Raw genomic sequence first — 15,408 nt, 5'->3', positions numbered from 1 at the left:
ACGGCAGGACACTACCAGCGAAACAACCCAGGCAACAAGCGAAGGCAACACAGCGGCGGGACAAAGCGCCCGTTCAGCGCATACCGTCCTCGCCCTTGATCTCGCTCGCCTGCAGGCCGCCGATACGCGGCAGCGGCCGGCCCGACGCGGCCACCGCAAGCGCCACGACGATTTCGTTCGCGCGCGGCGCGTCGGCCACGCGCGTCTCGATCGCGTCGAAATGGCTGCGCACGCAGGCGGCGTCCTGGTGGCCGAGCGGCACGTCGATCGCGGTGCCCAGGGTGCCGATCTTCTTCGCCGACGGCACCAGCACCGCGCCCTTCTCGACCGCCGCGCGCAGCGGTGCGCCGAGCTTCGGATGCAGGATCGCGGCCGCATGTTCGAGCTTGCCCGCCTCGCCGACAATCGCCGCCTTGCCGTAACTTTGCGCCTGCCCCGGCACGATGCCGAGCGCCTCGACGCAGCGCTTGCCGAGCAGCGCGCCGAGTTCCTCGCCGTCTTCGATCAACGCGTCGAGCTTCGGCTCATGGCGGCCCGCATACGGATTATCGATCACCTCGATCGCGACTGCGCGGCGCTTCAGTGCAAGCCATCCTTGCCGACGATCGTCTCTTTCGCGAGGCCCCCACCCGCCGCCAATCGTTGCGGCGTAGTTCTGTCTTCCCCACGAATCGGCCCACCGCAAAGGACGAAATTGAATAACCACACCCTGTGATTTTGACCGTTCGCCGACCCCAAGCGGACCTCGGGAGACCGGGGGCCGTCACACGACACATGGGGATGCAGATCAAACTGACGCACATCTTAAAAATTGTGTGCAACCAGACGGTCTGGTGTAATCGTTGGCTCGTGCAACCAGCGAGGAAAGGACGATGGTGTGGATTTACAAGCATGAGAGCCACTTGTTGTATCACAACGACAAATTAATCACAGATAAGGGATATTCCGGCAAGGGAGAGCACAAGAATAAACACAGTAGCCAGTATGTCCGCGACTGGGGACCAATCCCCGTTGGCCTGTATGAAATTACGGCACCGTTTCCGCACCATAAAACTGGACCGTTCTCGATGCGGCTTAACCCTGTTTGCGGAACGTGCTTAGGCGAACGTTCCGCCTTCATGATCCACGGCGACAGTCAGACCGATCCCGGCAACGCGTCAAATGGATGTATCGTTCTGCACTTGCCATATCGCAAGCAAATCTGGAACAGTGGCGACAGAATGCTTAGGGTGGAACATCCATGAAACGCGCTCTTGCAGCCCTGCTGCTATCCCTCCCCGCGTTATGCCTGGCGCAAGGCAGACCGAACCCGCCATGCGACAGGTGGCCGACCAACATCGCCGAAAACAGCCTAAAAGACGCAGGCATGCTTGGCAATATCGACTATACGAAAACCCAAGCCGTGCAACTCGCGTCCGAAAAAATAGGAAAATATGAGGATGGCGAACAAATGTGGCGTGAGGTCTATCACATTACCTTCCATGAGAAAAACGGAAATAAGGTCAAGGTGATTACTGTGAACGACGCTGGCGAATTTGAATGCTCGATGAGTTCCGTGGAGGTCTTTGTCGTTTCGAAGCATTTGCTGCCAGGAGTCGAGAACGACAGAATGTTCAAGCAGATAGAGTGAGGCCCTTTGAACCCATGAAACACGCTTTTGCAGTCCTGCTGCTATCCCTTCCCGCATTATGCCTAGCGGAAACCGGACCATACCCGCCATGCGGCGACCGGTTCCCAGCCTATTTGGCTCAGATGGCGCTACGAAAAACTGACATCCTCTCCCTGGATTTCGATGCCTCGAAAACAAGGGCCGTGCGACTGGCGTCCGAGAAGATCGGTAAATATGAGGACGGCGAACCCATGTGGCGCGGGGTCTATCAGATTACATTTGAGGAGCGAAACGGAAATAAGATCAAGCTGGTTGCTGTGTACGAGATAGGCGAACGGGAGTGTACGATTAGTGACGAACAGTTTCTTATCGTTTCGAAACAGTTGCAGCGTGCCGGCGCGGACACTCGGTACAGGCAGATCGAATGAGCCGCGCCCGTTCAGACCCAGACCCGAATCGCGCGGGTCTTTTTTGCCTCCGAGCGGCGCGTCGTAGGGCCCCTGCCTCGCTATGACTGATCCCGAAGAAGGCGGGATATGCGGGAGCCTGGTCGCTGCTTGCCTTCATTCCGGTGGTGAACGTCACTCTACTGTGGTTCATTGCCCTGGCCCGCTGACCTGCATTGAACGCAAGACAGTCCCGACCTGTCGCAGCCGGTCGGAACGGACGAACTGAAATGGCCGGCCGCCACCGCAACCCTTCCTACCGCCAGTACCTGCCGCAGGAACTGCTCGTTGAACTGCGCGCGGTGTCGAAGGCGGCCCACTGATTTGAACTGCTGTTGGTCGCGCTGGAGGATGAGCGCGACACCATGCGCGTCGACGCTCACAGCGCGACGGAGAAGTCCGTCGCGCGTTTGCTGAATGAAGCGGAAAACTACAATGCGCAGTCTTTACGACTTCGCCGCCGCGGCCGCCGCATCGTCCTCGCGGAACAGCTTGTCGGCCAGATGGAACGCGGAGTTAGCGGCCGGCACGCCGCAGTAGATCGCCGTCTGCAGCAACACTTCCTTGATCTGCTCGCGCGTCACGCCGTTGTTCTTCGCGGCGCGCAGGTGCAGCGCGAGTTCTTCGCTGCGGTTCAACGCAACCATCATCGCGATTGTCAGCAGGCTGCGCGTATGACGCGGCAGACCTTCACGCGTCCAGATCTCGCCCCACGCATAGCGCGTGATCAGGTTCTGGAATTCCTCGGTCAGCTCGGTGCGGTTCGTGAGCGAACGGTCCACGTGCGCGTTGCCCAGCACCGCGCGACGCACCCCCATGCCAGCTTCGTAGCGGTCTTCGTCGTTCATTTTGTCTCCGTCAGGAAGTCGAGCACGGCCTTCGTGAACTCGTCGACCTTCTCGATGTTGGAAATATGCGAAGCGTTGAGCTCAACGTAACGCGCGCCCGGAATCGCCGCCGCGAGTTCGCGGCCTTGCGCGGGCGTCGCGGCCAGATCGTGCGTGCCGCTGATCACGAGCGTCGGCAGCTTGATACCCGGCGTTTCGGGGCGCAGATCGGCCGCGTCGATCGCGTCGCAGTTCGATGCGTAGCCTTCCTTGTCGGTATGCACGAACACGTCGCGGATCATCGCCAGCACGACCGGCTCGCGCTCAAAGAAGTCTGCCGTGAACCAGCGCGGCAGCACCGCGTCGGCAAGCGCGAACATGCCTTCCTGGCGCGCCTTCGCGGCACGCGGCACCCACACTTCCGGCGAGCCGATGCGCGCGGCCGTATTGCACAGCACGATGCGCTCGAAGCGGTCGCTGTGACGCGCGGCGAGCGCGATGCCGGTCAGGCCGCCCATCGACAGCCCGCAGAAATGCGCGCGCGCGATCTTCAGCGTATCCATCAGGCCGAGCACGTCGCCGCTCAGCTGCTCGATCGTGTACGGACCCTTCGGTGCTTCCGAATGACCGTGGCCGCGCGTGTCGTAGCGCAGCACGCGGAAGTGCTTCGACAACGCCGCGACCTGCGGCGACCACATGGACATATCGCTGCCGAGCGAATTCGACAGCACGAGCCACGGCGCGTGGCCATGACGATCGCCGTCGATACGATAGTGAAGCTCGGTGCCGTTGACTGCGGCGTAGGGCATGCCGGTTACTCCTTGGAATGGGCGCGCTGCGCGCGCGTGGTGTGAAGCGCCAGCGCGGCGTCGACATATGCGTGCGCCTGGCCGACGTATTGAGCGGGATCGAGCAGCTGCTTCAGGCGCTCGAGCGAAAGATGTTCGGTGACGGCCGGGTCGGCGGCGAGCACGTCGTACAGCGTCTTGCCGTCACGGATCGCCGCCTTCGACGCGCGCTCGACCAGATGATGCGCGTCGAGCCGGCCAATGCTGTCGCCGAGCGCGAGCATCACCGCTTCGCCAAGGATCAGGCCGTGCGTGACGTCGAGATTCGCGGCGAGGCGCGCCTCGTTGACGTTCAGACCCGCGACGATCTGTTCGATGTTCGCGAGCGCGCCGCCCGCGAGGCGCGCGAGATCCGGCAGCGCGTCCCATTCGGCCTGCCAGCCGCCGAGCGCGCGCTCGTGCTCCTGCACCATGCCCGCGAACACGGTTGCCAGCAGTCCCGGCGCGCGTGTCGCGGCCGTCAGCACCGCCGCGCAGCCGACCGGGTTGCGCTTGTGCGGCATCGTCGATGAACCGCCCTTGCCGGCCGCGGCGGGCTCGGCGAGTTCGTCGATTTCGGTTTGCATCTGCAGCGAAACATCGCGCGCGATCTTGCCGAGCGTACCGATCAACATGGCGAACAGCGACGCCGTTTCGGCGATGCGGTCGCGCTGCGTGTGCCACGGCAAGGTCGGCACCGCGAGGCCGAGTTCTTTGGCGAGCGACTGCGTGACCTGCGGTGCCGCCTCGCGCAGACTCGCGAGCGTGCCGGCCGCGCCGCCGAATTGCAGCACGAGCACGCGCTCGCGCAGCGCATCGAGCCGCTCGCGATGACGCAACAGCGCGTCGAGCCATTGCGCGAATTTGAGGCCTAGCGTAATCGGCAGCGCCTGTTGGAGCCACGTGCGGCCGATCATCGGCGTCGCGCGATGGGCGGCCGCGAGTTTCGCGATCGCGTCGCAGGTGGATTGCAGGCCGCTGTCGAGCAGCTCGAAGGTGTCGCGCAGTTGCAGCACCGTCGCCGTGTCGATGATGTCCTGGCTCGTCGCGCCCCAATGCACGTATTTGCCCGCTTCGGCATCGGCGGCTTTGACGCGCGCGGTCAGTTGTTTGACGAGCGGAATCGCGAGGTTGCCGCCGAGCGCCGCGTCGCGCGCGAGCGCATCGGCGTCGAGTTGATCGGCCTGGCAGGCGGCTTCGATCGCGGGAACGGCAGATTCAGGAATGACTTGATGAGCGGCCGAAGCGCGCGCGAGCGCGGCTTCGACGTCGAGCATCCGCTGCAGCGTGGCACGCGGCGCCCAGATGTCGTTCATCGGCTGCGTGCCGCAAAGAAGGCCAGTCAGACGGGCGCTGGAGTCGAGCATGGTGACGTCGATGTTCGAGGGAATCGGAAGTGAGAAAGCGGCGCGCGGCGGCTCGAAGCAGGTGCGGTGCAATGTGTGCCGCGGCACGTGCTGCGTATTGTGCGCCAAACGCCGCGGGCACGTCGCCGAAGTTGGCAGGCCAGCGCTGACGAGGGGTTTGCCCCATCAGCGCTGGCCTGTTTGCGCTACGGCGCGCACTGCGTGGATGCGACGTAACGTGTCGTTCAGACGAGGCGATCGGTGCGGCCGTCGAGCAGACCGCCACCGTAACGCCTCAGCCAACCATCAGGCCGCGCGCGCAGCCTGGGTGCCGTCGGTCATCGGCACGCCGGTCAGCTTCAGCAGTTCGTCGAAGCCGACGTCCGTGAAAATCTCGCGCACGACGAGACCTTCCTTCGTGACGTCGATCATCGCGAGGTCCGTGTAGATACGGGTCACGCAGCCGATACCGGTGACCGGGTACGAGCACTCGGCGGTGATCTTGCTTTCGCCCTGCTTGGTCAGGTGTTCCATCATCACGTAGACCTGCTTCGCGCCGATCGCGAGGTCCATCGCGCCGCCCACCGCCGGAATCGCGTCGGGCGCGCCGGTGTGCCAGTTCGCGAGGTCGCCCTTCGCCGACACCTGGAACGCGCCGAGCACGCAGAAGTCGAGATGGCCGCCGCGCATCATCGCGAACGAATCCGCGTGGTGGAAGTAGGCGCCGCCCGTCAACAGCGTGACGTGCTGCTTGCCGGCGTTGATCAGTTCGTCGTCTTCCTCGCCCTTCTCCGGTGCCGGGCCCATGCCGAGCAGACCGTTTTCGCTGTGCAGGAAGATTTCCTTGTCGGCGGCGAGGTGGTTCGCCACCAGCGTCGGCACGCCGATGCCGAGGTTCACATAAGCGCCTTCAGGGATGTCCTGGGCAACGCGCTTGGCCATTTCATCGCGGGTCAGTTTCTTCATGTCGGTCTCCGGGTCAGGCAGCAGCGTCGTGAGGATTGGGTGTCGGGGCATGCGCCGCTTGCGGCACCTCGATCACGCGTTGCACGAAAATGCCGGGCGTGACGATTTCTTCCGGATCGAGGCCGCCGAGCGGCACCACTTCCGACACTTGCACGATCGCCGTCTTCGCGGCGCTCGCCATGATCGGCCCGAAGTTACGCGCGGTCTTGCGATAGATCAGGTTGCCCCAGCGGTCGCCCTTGTACGCCTTGATCAGCGCGAAGTCGGCATGCAGCGGCGCTTCGAGCACGTAGTGACGGCCGTCGATCAGGCGCGTTTCCTTGCCTTCGGCGAGCTTGGTGCCGTACGCGGTCGGCGTGAAGAAGCCGCCGATGCCCGCGCCCGCGGCGCGGATGCGCTCGGCGAGGTTGCCTTGCGGCACGAGTTCGAGTTCGATTTCGCCGGCGCGATAGAGCGCGTCGAACACATACGAGTCGGTCTGGCGCGGGAACGAGCAGATGATCTTGCGCACGCGCTTGGCCTTCAGCAGCGCTGCGAGGCCGATGTCGCCGTTACCTGCATTGTTGTTGACGATGGTCAGGTCGCGCGCGCCCTGCTCGATCAGCGCGTCGATCAGCTCGGACGGCATGCCGGCCGTGCCGAAGCCGCCGATCATGACGGTCGCGCCGTCGTGGACGTCGGCAACCGCCGATTGAAGTGTCTCGAAAATCTTGTTGATCATGTCGAATTTCCTTTGGGGGCGCTACGTGCCGCTGGGCTGACAGCCTTAACCGGCAAGGCTCGCGAGATGGTGAGCGGGCTGGCGCCTTCGATGGGTTCGCGGCTGAATTGTTCGCACTGTGAACAGTGATTCGTTTAGCGAACGATCTCGCGATTATGGTTGTCCATTGGCCGGGTTGTCAAGGCGGGGAAATCCCCTTCATCATAGGTCGCTCTGCGCAGCGGCGGCGGCCTGCGTCGCGCTCGGCCTGCGCGCGAAAAAGCCGGCCACGCAAAATCCCACTATGCTTGTGGGCGATATCTCAACTAGGCTCTATAACGACATGGGATAGGCACCGCCTTGCCTCGCCCGCCCCGCAAGCCATAACAAGCATGTCCGAGACACCTCTGGATCTGAATCTGATCCCCTATCTGGTCGCGATGGAAGACACGCGCAACGTGAGCCGCGCCGCCGTGCAGCTCGGCGTGAGCCAGCCGCGCGTCAGCACCGCGCTCGGCCGCCTGCGCGAGTACTTCGACGATCCGCTGTTCGTACGCACATCGAAAGGCATGGAGCCGACGCCGCGCGCGCTCGCGATCCTGCCCGCCGCGCGCGACGCGCTGCTGCGTATCGAGAAAGGCATGCTCGACGTGCACGACTTCGATCCGGCGACGAGCACGCATACGTTCTCAATCGCGCTGTCCGACGTCGGCGAGATCGTGTTTCTGCCGCGTCTCTTGCAACTGTTCGCCGAGCGCGCGCCGTCCGCGAATCTGCGCTCGGTGTCGCTGTCGCCGGCGCAGGTGGAACGCGGGCTCGAATCGGGCGATGTCGATCTCGCCGTCGGCTATTTTCCGGATCTGTCGGGCAACAACTTCTTTCAGCAGCGGCTCTTCACGCATCGCTTCATCTGCCTGATGCGCAGCGGGCATCCATTGTCGAAGGAACCGCTCACGCTCGCGCAATACGTGGCGTCGGGGCACGCGGTCGTGCGCGCCGAGGGACGCAGCCAGGAAGTGCTCGAGCAGTACCTAGAAAAGAAGCGCATCAGGCGACGCGCCGTGCTTGAAACACCGCATTTCATGAGCCTGCCGTTCATCCTTGCGCGCACCGATCTGCTTGCGACCGTGCCGCATGCGATCGGCTTCGCGTACGTGTCGGAGCATGCGTCGATCATGCTCGTGGAGCCGCCGCTGCCACTGCCGCGCTTCGATCTGCGGCAGCATTGGCATCGCAAGTTCAATAACGATCCGCGCCTGAGCTGGCTGCGCGGCGTGGTCGCCGAGCTGTTCAACGATGCGATGGACGAATGGCCGAAGTAGTCGATTGAACCAAGCCCGCGACTGCCCCGGCAACACAGGGGACATTGGCACCCTCGGGTGCAAAACATGGAACAATGGCCTCAGTTACTGACCCCGCGCGCCGTGCAGCGTCGACGCGCGATCCAGGAGGACGACGCATGACCAGCAGCAAGGCAAAGAAAACCAAACCCGCAGCGGCCGCCGAACGCCCGAGCCGCGAAGAAGCTGAAGCGGCCGTGCGCGTGATGCTGCGCTGGGCCGGCGACGATCCCAGCCGCGAAGGCCTGATCGACACGCCGGCGCGCGTGGTGCGCGCTTACGAGGAGTTCTTCGCCGGCTATCAGATCGATCCGCGCGAAATCCTCGCGCGCACTTTCTCCGAAGTGGACGGCTACGACGAAATGATCGTGCTGAAGGACATCCGCTTCGAAAGCTATTGCGAGCACCATATGGTGCCGATCATCGGACGCGCGCACGTCGCGTATCTGCCGAATCATCGTGTGGTTGGCATTTCGAAGCTCGCACGTCTCGTCGATGCGTTCGCGAAGCGGCTGCAGATCCAGGAAAAGATGACGGTGCAAATCGCCGATACGCTGAACGACGTGCTGCAGCCGGCCGGCGTCGGCGTGATTCTCGAAGCCGCGCATCAGTGCATGTCGACGCGCGGCGTCCATAAGGCCGGCGTCACGATGGTCACGTCGCGCATGCTCGGCACGTTCCGCACCGATCCGTCGACACGGCGGGAGTTTCTGGCGATCGTCGGAAATCCGGGCGTGGTGGCGATGCCGAATGCCTGACGGGGTGAACATCGGCGGGGCTGTTTGCGGTTCGCTGACGATGCCGCCCCCCGCCCTTGCGAATCGACCTTGCGCTTCGCGCGCACTCTGCTCAAGCTCACGGGCAATGTCGCGGTGAGCACGCGGGATTGACAGTTAGTTGCGTAATTGCAGGCACGCCGGCTCAATAGCAGCAAAGGGAGCGCCTCGATTGGTCCAGTTTCCGTTGTCGGCGGTTTCAACCTGGGGTAGCGCGATCGTATTCGCCAACGTCCTGCTGACGCGCCTCGGCGTACCGATTCCGGCCGTGCCGATGCTGCTGTTCGCGGGCTCGGCGATCGCCGCGGGCACCCTTTCGTTCTGGCCGATTCTCGGCGCGGCGGTGCTGGGCGCATTGATCGGCGACGGCACCTGGTTCGTGGCCGGCCGGCTGTTCGGCCGCAAGCTGCTCGCGTGGCTCGGCCGCCTGTCGCCTGCCGTCGATGTGAAGCTCGAAACGGCGCGCTCACTGTTCGAACGCTTTGGTGTTTCGCTCGTGTCGATTTCGAAGTTCGTCCCCGGGCTCGGGCTCATCACGCCGCCGCTGATGGGCACGACGGCCGTCGATTTCCGCATCTACGCGCTGTGGGATCTGGCGAGCGTGGTCGCGTGGGCGACATTCTGGCTGCTCGGCGGCGCGGCGGTGGAACGCGAGCTGCACATGCTGCGCGCGTTCGTCGAGCAACGCGGCGGCACGCTCGCCGACATTATTCTTACGGTGGCGCTCGTCTACCTGCTCTACCGGCTGCATCTGCGCTATCGCGAACGGCGTCGCTTCGCGCGAGCCGCGTCGGGCCCATCCACGCCGATGCTGGCCGCGCCGACCTACGCCTCACCGGCGAGCGCCGCGTCGAGAATGTCGTGGCGCTGGCGACGCCTCAGTCGAATGAGCCACATGGCGCCGTCCCGGGTGCTCGATGCGCGGCCCGGCGCCCCGCTGCTCGACCTGCGACACCGGATCCCCAATGCACTCGCGCTCGATCCGCATTCGCCCGAACAGATCGACGGCGCGCTGCGCGCGCACGACATGGTGATCTATTGCATCTGCCCGGACAGCGCGACCGCGCTCGAAGTCTCGCAACATATGCGCAGCAACGGCTACACGCGGATTCGCGCGCTGCGCGGCGGACTCGATGCATGGCAGCGGCGCGGCTTCCCGGTGCAGTTGCTGGCTTACACGGACGGTTCGGCTGCTGATCCGCAGCCCTCGGCGTTGCGGGACGCAACGTCAGCGGCGGTGACGTTGCGCGGGTTCGCGCCATCGGGCGAGCAAAGCGCGCCTGCCCGGTGAGTGCATAGCGTTAAAGCCCGGCCCCCGCACGAGAAGCCGCCTGCTCCGCCGCCCCCTCCTTCCACTGCGCCGAGCTGGTGCGATTGCGCCCCTGGTTTTTCGCCACATATAGCTGTTGATCGGCGGCGGCCAGCAGATCGAACCCGTTCGCGGCGTCGGCCGACGCCGGCAGCGCCGTCGCGCAGCCGAGGCTCACCGTGACTCCGAGCGGCGCACCCTGTCCCCTCACGATGACCTGGCTTTCAACCTTGCGGCGGATCCGCTCCGCGACCGCGAACGCGCCCTGCGCCGTGGTATCCGGCAGCACTACCGCGAACTCTTCGCCGCCATAGCGCGCGACCAGATCAGCCGAGCGTCGCGCCACCGACGCGATGCAATCGGCCACCGCGATCAACACCTCGTCGCCGCTCTCATGGCCGTAGGTGTCGTTGAAAATCTTGAAGTGATCGATATCGATGAACAGCACCGACAGCGGCTTGTTCTCGCGTCGCGCGCGCCGCCATTCGTCGTCGAGCCGCTTGTCGAGCACGCGGCGATTGTTGAGCGTGGTCAGCGGATCGGTGGCGGCCAGACGCTGTAGCGCAGCCTGCGCGCGCTGCTTGTCGCGCAGCGCGAACGCGAGCAGCCACGATACGAACACGAACACCGCGCCGAACGCGATGGTCAGCGCAGCGGCCACATGGCTGCGACGCTGCCACGGCGCGAGCACGTCGTCGACGGCGGGCGCGACCACCGCGATCAGCGGCGTGCGCGGCACATGCGCGTAGGTGTAGATGCGACGCACGCCGTCGACCGGCGAGATCGACTCGTAGGTGCCCGAGTCGTGCGTGGTCATCTCGTGAAAATTCGGCAAGTTTGCGATGTTCAAGCCGACCTCCTGCGCGGCAAACGGCTTGCGCGCGAGCAGGGTGCCATCCGTCATCACGATGAAGACCGAACCTTGCGCACCCGTATCGATCCGGTCGAGCAGATGCTGGAAGTACTCAATGCGGATCGCGAGCAGCGCGATGCCGGCAAAGCGGCCTTGCGCGTCGTCGATGCGCCGTGTGAGCGCGATCGACAGCTTGCCGCCGCGCAGCCGCGACATGAACGGATGCGAGAAATACAGGCCCGCCGCCGGATTGCTCAGGTGCACCTGAAAGTATTCGCGGTCGTCAAGATGGACGGTGGTGTTCGCGCCTTCATACTGGGCGGCAGCCACCTGGCCGTTGGCGTCGATTACGTAAGCACCGCCGAGATAGGCCGCGGTCGTGGCGCGATCGAACAGCATCGCCTGGCGAACGGGGACAGGCAGCGTCCACGTGACCGGATCGCGCGCGCCATCCACCATCGACTGCAGCGACAGACTGTAAATCTCGACGTTGCGCCCGAGATCCGCGGAAATGATCGACACGAGGTTTTGCGAAGTCTGGCGCGCATGATCGAGCGTCTCACTGCGGCCTGCGCCGACCTCCAGCGCGATCAGAATCGACATGGCCAACGCGACCAGCGTGCCGGCGACGCCGGCCACCCAAGGGCGGTTGCCCACATAGCGGGTCATCTCGACTCGGACGACACGCAGCGTCTTGTGAATCCGATGACGCAGCGAAAGCGCTTGCTGTGCCACGCTCATCGCCTCCTTTCGCGGACTATTCTTGCGCACCGGCAGCACGGTGCATCGTGCATTCCAGGCTGGGCATCCTCTGCACTAGCGAGGATCGGGCGCGCCCGATCAGCCCAGCAGCCCCGACGCCGCGCGCAAGCGGCGTTTGCGTTTCCTGTCGAGCCACTGCAAGGCGGCCTCGATGTCGCCAGCGTTGGCAAGCGATGGGGCATGGTCACGCAACAGCGCCTCACTGGCGACTGTATCGTTGAGCATGCCGAACCGCTTCTGGATTTTCTTCAACCGTCTAAGCATGCGCTTATGACCGCTTCTCAGCACCGGCCCGAAAAATTCGAATAGATAGCGCAGTCTCTTGCCCGCTTTTCTGACATCGTGAAAGGCTTCGTAGTGCGAGCGTTTCGCACGGCGTGCACGTTTGATGCGCTTTTTCAACGAGCGCTCCGACGCGCCTATGCGTTCGGCAGCAAATTTACGCAGTGCAATATCCGATTCGTGCGCGGCGTTCAGTTCCTCGGAAGTGGCGGCCAACGCATCGCGCAGCAGGCGTTTGACGTCGGCAGTGGTGAGCGTTTCACGGCTGGTCGCCAGTGTGTCGCTGCGCGCCTGCTCGAGCTTCGGCAGCAACGCTTGTGCGCCGCTGTCTTCCTGCGCGAGCAATTCGATCAGGATGTCCCAATCGCGCGTTTTACCCGCCGCTGTGGCGAGAAACTTGTAGACAGCCCGTTGGCGGGCATTCTCGCCCTTGTCCAATAGCGGCGCGAACGCCCACCACAACGAGCGCAGACGTCGCAGCGACACGCGCAGTTCGTGCAGCGTTTCGGCTGATGCGTCGTCGCGGATCCCCCCGGCGAGTTCGATCGCCTCGTCGACCAGCGGCGCGGCGTAGGACGCGAAGGCCTGCTGCGCCGTTGCTCCGCCGGCCGGCTCGTTGACTGTCTCGCTGTCTTCCTTCATCGACGCTCCAGGAAACCTGACGTTACTTCCAGCGCAGCAAAAATAATGCTCACGGGGGATTCGCGGCGCATGTCAGCCGCTTTGCCGATCACGCGATGGCAGGTCGCATCGCCAGCGTCTATCCTCGACCGGTAGGACCGCGCGCATCGCATGACTCGACGATGCGATGTGCAGTGCGGCAAACATCGCAAACAGATCCTGGGAGGATGTATGCGCATACTCGTTGTCGGTGCAACGGGCCTGCTCGGCTCGCACATCGTGCGGCTGCTCGCGGCCGAGCATGACGTGGTCGGCGCGAGCCGCAAGGGCTCCGAACTGCATGTCGACCTGTCGGACAAACGCAGCATCGAAGCGATGTATGCACAAGGTGGCAGCTTCGATGCAATTGTTTGCGCGGCGGGAGCGGCGAAATTCGCGCCGCTCGCGTCACTCGCCGACGAAGACTTTTCGTTTAGCCTTGCCAACAAGCTGATGGGCCAGGTCAACCTGGTGCGCTGCGGCATTGCGCATGTGTCACAAGGTGGCTCGTTCACGCTGACGAGCGGCGTGCTCGCGCAACAACCGATGGAAGGCAGCGCCGCGGTCAGCATCGTCAATGCCGGTGTCGAAGCGTTTGCGCGCTCGGCCGCGCTCGAGTTGCGCGGCAAGGCACGCGTCAATGTGGTGAGCCCGGGCTGGGTCGCCGAGACGCTCGAATCGATGGGCCGTGATCCGTCGCAAGGGGTGCCGGCCGAAATCGTCGCGCAGGCTTATAAACGCAGCCTCGTCGGCAGCGCGAGTGGTGAAGTGATCAGCGCATCGTAAACGTCATTTCAGGGTGTTCGCCGCCTCGCTTTGTTCGCAATTTGCTTCACCGGTCGATTCGGACATCTTGCTAACCCAATCCGCCATCCGGTGTAGTAATTACCGGCGTAAGCCGGGTAGGATAGGCCGCGCCGAGTCTGTTTTTCTGTACCCCATGGCCGTCACGCGGTCGTCATCATTCCGACACACAGCGAAAGCAGCATCCAGAACTCTGCGACCACTTTTTCGGGGCTCACGTCATGCCGGAACTTTCGTATCCGCAACCAGGCGCCGCCAGCGGCAAAGGCCGTAGTGCAGGCCTGGTTATTTTCGTCGCCCTGCTCATTGCCGGCGCCGTGTATTGCGCCGTGCATCTGATAGACGATCTGCAGCCCGTGCGCGAAAGCTCCGTGATGCCGTATTTTCTGCTCGGCGTCGCACTGCTGATCGCGCTCGGCTTCGAGTTCGTCAACGGCTTTCACGACACGGCCAACGCGGTCGCCACCGTTATCTATACGCACTCGCTGACGCCGAATCTCGCGGTCGTCTGGTCCGGCGCGTGGAATTTTCTCGGCGTGCTGACGTCGACCGGGGCAGTCGCCTTCGGCGTGCTGCAACTACTGCCCGTCGAGCTGATCCTGCAAGTCGGCAGCAGCGCAGGCTTCGCGATGGTGTTCGCGCTGCTGATCGCCGCGATCATCTGGAACCTCGGCACCTGGTCTTTCGGCCTGCCGTCGTCGAGTTCGCACACGCTGATCGGCTCGATCATAGGCGTGGGTCTGATGAATCAGCTGATGCATGGCACGAACGGCACGAGCGGCGTCGACTGGAATCAGGCGCTCGGCGTCGGCAAATCGCTGCTGTTTTCGCCAATCGTGGGCTTTCTGCTCGCGGGCTTGCTGCTGCTGATCATGAAGGCCGTCGTGCGCGTGCCTGCGCTGTATGCCGAGCCGAAGGGCAAGGAGCCGCCGCCGTTCTGGATTCGCTGCCTGCTGATTCTGACCTGCACGGGCGTGTCGTTCGCGCATGGCTCGAACGACGGCCAGAAAGGCATGGGCCTGATCATGCTGATCCTAATCGGTACGGTGCCCACCGCCTATGCATTGAACAAGGCGGTCACGCCGGCGCAAACGCAGAACTTCGTCGCGGTCGCGCATCAAACCGCGGCGATGCTGTCGCGCTACACGCAGGGCGTGGCGCCTTCCGCGGATCCGCGCGCCGATGTCGAGGCCTTCGTGCGCACCCGTACGCTGACGCCCGCCACACTGCCGGCACTGCAGCAACTGACCGAGCAGATCGGCCGCCAGGTCGGCGAATCGGGCTCGATGGCCGCGGTGCCGCAAAGCATCGTCGATAACGTGCGCAACAACATGTATGTCACGTCTGAGGCGATCCGTCTGATGCAGAAGGCCAATGAGCCGCAGTTCTCGCCCGAGGACACGAAGATCATTGCCAACTTCAGAACACAGATCGATCATGCGACCAAATTCATTCCGCCGTGGGTCAAGGTGGCGGTCGCAATCGCACTGGGGCTCGGTACGATGGTCGGCTGGAAGCGCATCGTCGTCACGGTGGGTGAGAAGATCGGCAAGCAGCATCTGACGTACGGCCAAGGCGCGGCGGCGGAAGTCGTCGCAATGGTCACGATCGGCGCCGCCGACGTCTACGGTCTGCCGGTGTCGACGACCCACGTGCTCTCTTCCGGCGTGGCCGGCACGATGGCGGCCAACGGCTCGGGTCTGCAATGGGCCACCGTGCGCAGCCTCGCGCTCGCCTGGGTGTTGACGCTACCCGCGTCGATCGCGCTTGCGGGCGGGTTGTACTGGCTATTCCGTACGGTGTTCTGAGTTCGCCGGCGTGGCAGAGCGAAGCCCGAAAAAAAGCGCGGTACGTTCATAGACGTACCGCGCTTTTTCGTTGGCGAGCTATGACGTGCAATC

Annotated in this window: 15 protein-coding genes and 1 pseudogene; 8 read left to right on the top strand and 8 right to left on the bottom strand. The window is 63.8% G+C overall.

Annotation, left to right across the window (positions count from 1 at the left end; all coding sequences use genetic code 11):
- Positions 1-73 precede the first annotated feature (73 nt).
- A pseudogene (locus L0U81_RS18295) lies at positions 74-577 on the bottom strand (amino acid synthesis family protein); the annotation flags it as partial.
- 295 nt (positions 578-872) lie between these two features.
- Here L0U81_RS18295 and L0U81_RS18290 point away from each other — a divergent pair.
- Genes L0U81_RS18290 through L0U81_RS18280 form a run of 3 tightly spaced genes read left to right on the top strand, consistent with a single transcriptional unit; the run spans position 873 to position 2,037 of the window.
- Complete coding sequence (locus L0U81_RS18290) at positions 873-1,244, top strand: tlde1 domain-containing protein (protein ID WP_233804945.1); 372 nt, start codon at positions 873-875, stop codon at positions 1,242-1,244.
- Positions 1,241-1,630 carry a hypothetical protein gene (locus L0U81_RS18285; protein WP_233804944.1) on the top strand — a complete coding sequence of 130 codons (390 nt, stop codon included), beginning with the start codon at positions 1,241-1,243 and terminating at the stop codon, positions 1,628-1,630. Before L0U81_RS18290 ends, L0U81_RS18285 begins: the two co-directional genes overlap by 4 nt.
- A 14-nt stretch (positions 1,631-1,644) precedes the next feature.
- Entirely contained in the window at positions 1,645-2,037 is a 393-nt protein-coding gene (locus L0U81_RS18280) for a hypothetical protein (RefSeq protein ID WP_233804943.1), read from the top strand.
- A 464-nt stretch (positions 2,038-2,501) separates the two neighbouring features.
- On the opposite strand, the gene pcaC is transcribed toward L0U81_RS18280, so the two are convergent.
- The 5 genes from pcaC to L0U81_RS18255 all read right to left on the bottom strand — a co-directional run bounded on the left by pcaC (position 2,502) and on the right by L0U81_RS18255 (position 6,742).
- Positions 2,502-2,903 (bottom strand): 4-carboxymuconolactone decarboxylase, encoded by a 402-nt coding sequence (gene pcaC / locus L0U81_RS18275; RefSeq protein ID WP_233804942.1) that lies wholly within the window; start codon positions 2,901-2,903, stop codon positions 2,502-2,504.
- Positions 2,900-3,691, bottom strand: coding sequence for a 3-oxoadipate enol-lactonase (gene pcaD / locus L0U81_RS18270; protein WP_233804941.1), 792 nt, complete (start codon positions 3,689-3,691; stop codon positions 2,900-2,902). The genes pcaC and pcaD overlap by 4 nt, the downstream gene beginning before the upstream one ends.
- Positions 3,692-3,696: 5 nt before the next feature.
- On the bottom strand, positions 3,697-5,076 hold the full coding sequence (locus tag L0U81_RS18265) for a 3-carboxy-cis,cis-muconate cycloisomerase (RefSeq protein ID WP_233804940.1): 1,380 nt from the start codon (positions 5,074-5,076) through the stop codon (positions 3,697-3,699).
- A gap of 285 nt (positions 5,077-5,361) precedes the next feature.
- Positions 5,362-6,021, bottom strand: a complete 660-nt coding sequence (locus L0U81_RS18260) for a 3-oxoacid CoA-transferase subunit B (protein WP_233804939.1) — start codon at positions 6,019-6,021, stop codon at positions 5,362-5,364.
- Between the two features lie 13 nt (positions 6,022-6,034).
- Positions 6,035-6,742: a 3-oxoacid CoA-transferase subunit A gene (locus L0U81_RS18255; RefSeq protein WP_233804938.1), complete on the bottom strand. Its 708-nt coding sequence runs from the start codon at positions 6,740-6,742 to the stop codon at positions 6,035-6,037.
- 371 nt (positions 6,743-7,113) lie between these two features.
- Here L0U81_RS18255 and L0U81_RS18250 point away from each other — a divergent pair, with 371 nt between their 5' ends.
- The 3 genes from L0U81_RS18250 (at position 7,114) to L0U81_RS18240 (ending at position 10,128) form a co-directional block, all read left to right on the top strand.
- Complete coding sequence (locus tag L0U81_RS18250) at positions 7,114-8,043, top strand: LysR family transcriptional regulator (RefSeq protein ID WP_233804937.1); 930 nt, start codon at positions 7,114-7,116, stop codon at positions 8,041-8,043.
- Positions 8,044-8,180: 137 nt separating this feature from the next.
- Positions 8,181-8,819 (top strand): GTP cyclohydrolase I FolE, encoded by a 639-nt coding sequence (gene folE / locus L0U81_RS18245; RefSeq protein ID WP_233804936.1) that lies wholly within the window; start codon positions 8,181-8,183, stop codon positions 8,817-8,819.
- A 190-nt stretch (positions 8,820-9,009) separates the two neighbouring features.
- The gene (locus tag L0U81_RS18240) at positions 9,010-10,128 is read left to right on the top strand and encodes a VTT domain-containing protein (RefSeq protein ID WP_233804935.1); all 1,119 of its coding nucleotides are present in this window, start codon (positions 9,010-9,012) and stop codon (positions 10,126-10,128) included.
- Between the two features lie 10 nt (positions 10,129-10,138).
- On the opposite strand, the gene L0U81_RS18235 is transcribed toward L0U81_RS18240, so the two are convergent.
- A complete protein-coding gene (locus L0U81_RS18235) occupies positions 10,139-11,734 on the bottom strand; it encodes a GGDEF domain-containing protein (RefSeq protein WP_233804934.1) in 1,596 nt (531 codons plus the stop codon).
- 105 nt (positions 11,735-11,839) lie between these two features.
- Positions 11,840-12,685 carry a CHAD domain-containing protein gene (locus L0U81_RS18230; RefSeq protein ID WP_233804933.1) on the bottom strand — a complete coding sequence of 282 codons (846 nt, stop codon included), beginning with the start codon at positions 12,683-12,685 and terminating at the stop codon, positions 11,840-11,842.
- A 210-nt stretch (positions 12,686-12,895) separates the two neighbouring features.
- On the opposite strand from L0U81_RS18230, the gene L0U81_RS18225 reads away from it, so the two are divergent.
- Together L0U81_RS18225 and L0U81_RS18220 are read left to right on the top strand one after the other, a co-directional pair.
- On the top strand, positions 12,896-13,489 hold the full coding sequence (locus L0U81_RS18225; RefSeq protein WP_233804932.1) for a short chain dehydrogenase: 594 nt from the start codon (positions 12,896-12,898) through the stop codon (positions 13,487-13,489).
- A gap of 239 nt (positions 13,490-13,728) precedes the next feature.
- Positions 13,729-15,315 carry an inorganic phosphate transporter gene (locus L0U81_RS18220; protein WP_233804931.1) on the top strand — a complete coding sequence of 529 codons (1,587 nt, stop codon included), beginning with the start codon at positions 13,729-13,731 and terminating at the stop codon, positions 15,313-15,315.
- Positions 15,316-15,408: the final 93 nt, after the last annotated feature.

The organism is Paraburkholderia sp. HP33-1 (assembly GCF_021390595.1).
Lineage (GTDB): Bacteria > Pseudomonadota > Gammaproteobacteria > Burkholderiales > Burkholderiaceae > Paraburkholderia.
Note: the sequence above shows the minus strand (reverse complement) of the source record. Positions and strands in the feature narration are given on the sequence as shown.

What these genes read in the sequence shown, in the direction of transcription:
- L0U81_RS18260 (WP_233804939.1), bottom strand. Translation starts at nt 6,021, where the DNA reads ATGAAGAAACTGACCCGCGATGAAATGGCCAAGCGCGTTGCCCAGGAC.
- L0U81_RS18255 (WP_233804938.1), bottom strand. Translation starts at nt 6,742, where the DNA reads ATGATCAACAAGATTTTCGAGACACTTCAATCGGCGGTTGCCGACGTC.
- L0U81_RS18220 (WP_233804931.1), top strand. Translation starts at nt 13,729, where the DNA reads ATGCCGGAACTTTCGTATCCGCAACCAGGCGCCGCCAGCGGCAAAGGC.
- L0U81_RS18280 (WP_233804943.1), top strand. Translation starts at nt 1,645, where the DNA reads ATGAAACACGCTTTTGCAGTCCTGCTGCTATCCCTTCCCGCATTATGC.
- pcaD (WP_233804941.1), bottom strand. Translation starts at nt 3,691, where the DNA reads ATGCCCTACGCCGCAGTCAACGGCACCGAGCTTCACTATCGTATCGAC.
- folE (WP_233804936.1), top strand. Translation starts at nt 8,181, where the DNA reads ATGACCAGCAGCAAGGCAAAGAAAACCAAACCCGCAGCGGCCGCCGAA.
- L0U81_RS18225 (WP_233804932.1), top strand. Translation starts at nt 12,896, where the DNA reads ATGCGCATACTCGTTGTCGGTGCAACGGGCCTGCTCGGCTCGCACATC.
- L0U81_RS18285 (WP_233804944.1), top strand. Translation starts at nt 1,241, where the DNA reads ATGAAACGCGCTCTTGCAGCCCTGCTGCTATCCCTCCCCGCGTTATGC.
- pcaC (WP_233804942.1), bottom strand. Translation starts at nt 2,903, where the DNA reads ATGAACGACGAAGACCGCTACGAAGCTGGCATGGGGGTGCGTCGCGCG.
- L0U81_RS18265 (WP_233804940.1), bottom strand. Translation starts at nt 5,076, where the DNA reads ATGCTCGACTCCAGCGCCCGTCTGACTGGCCTTCTTTGCGGCACGCAG.
- L0U81_RS18230 (WP_233804933.1), bottom strand. Translation starts at nt 12,685, where the DNA reads ATGAAGGAAGACAGCGAGACAGTCAACGAGCCGGCCGGCGGAGCAACG.
- L0U81_RS18250 (WP_233804937.1), top strand. Translation starts at nt 7,114, where the DNA reads ATGTCCGAGACACCTCTGGATCTGAATCTGATCCCCTATCTGGTCGCG.
- L0U81_RS18290 (WP_233804945.1), top strand. Translation starts at nt 873, where the DNA reads ATGGTGTGGATTTACAAGCATGAGAGCCACTTGTTGTATCACAACGAC.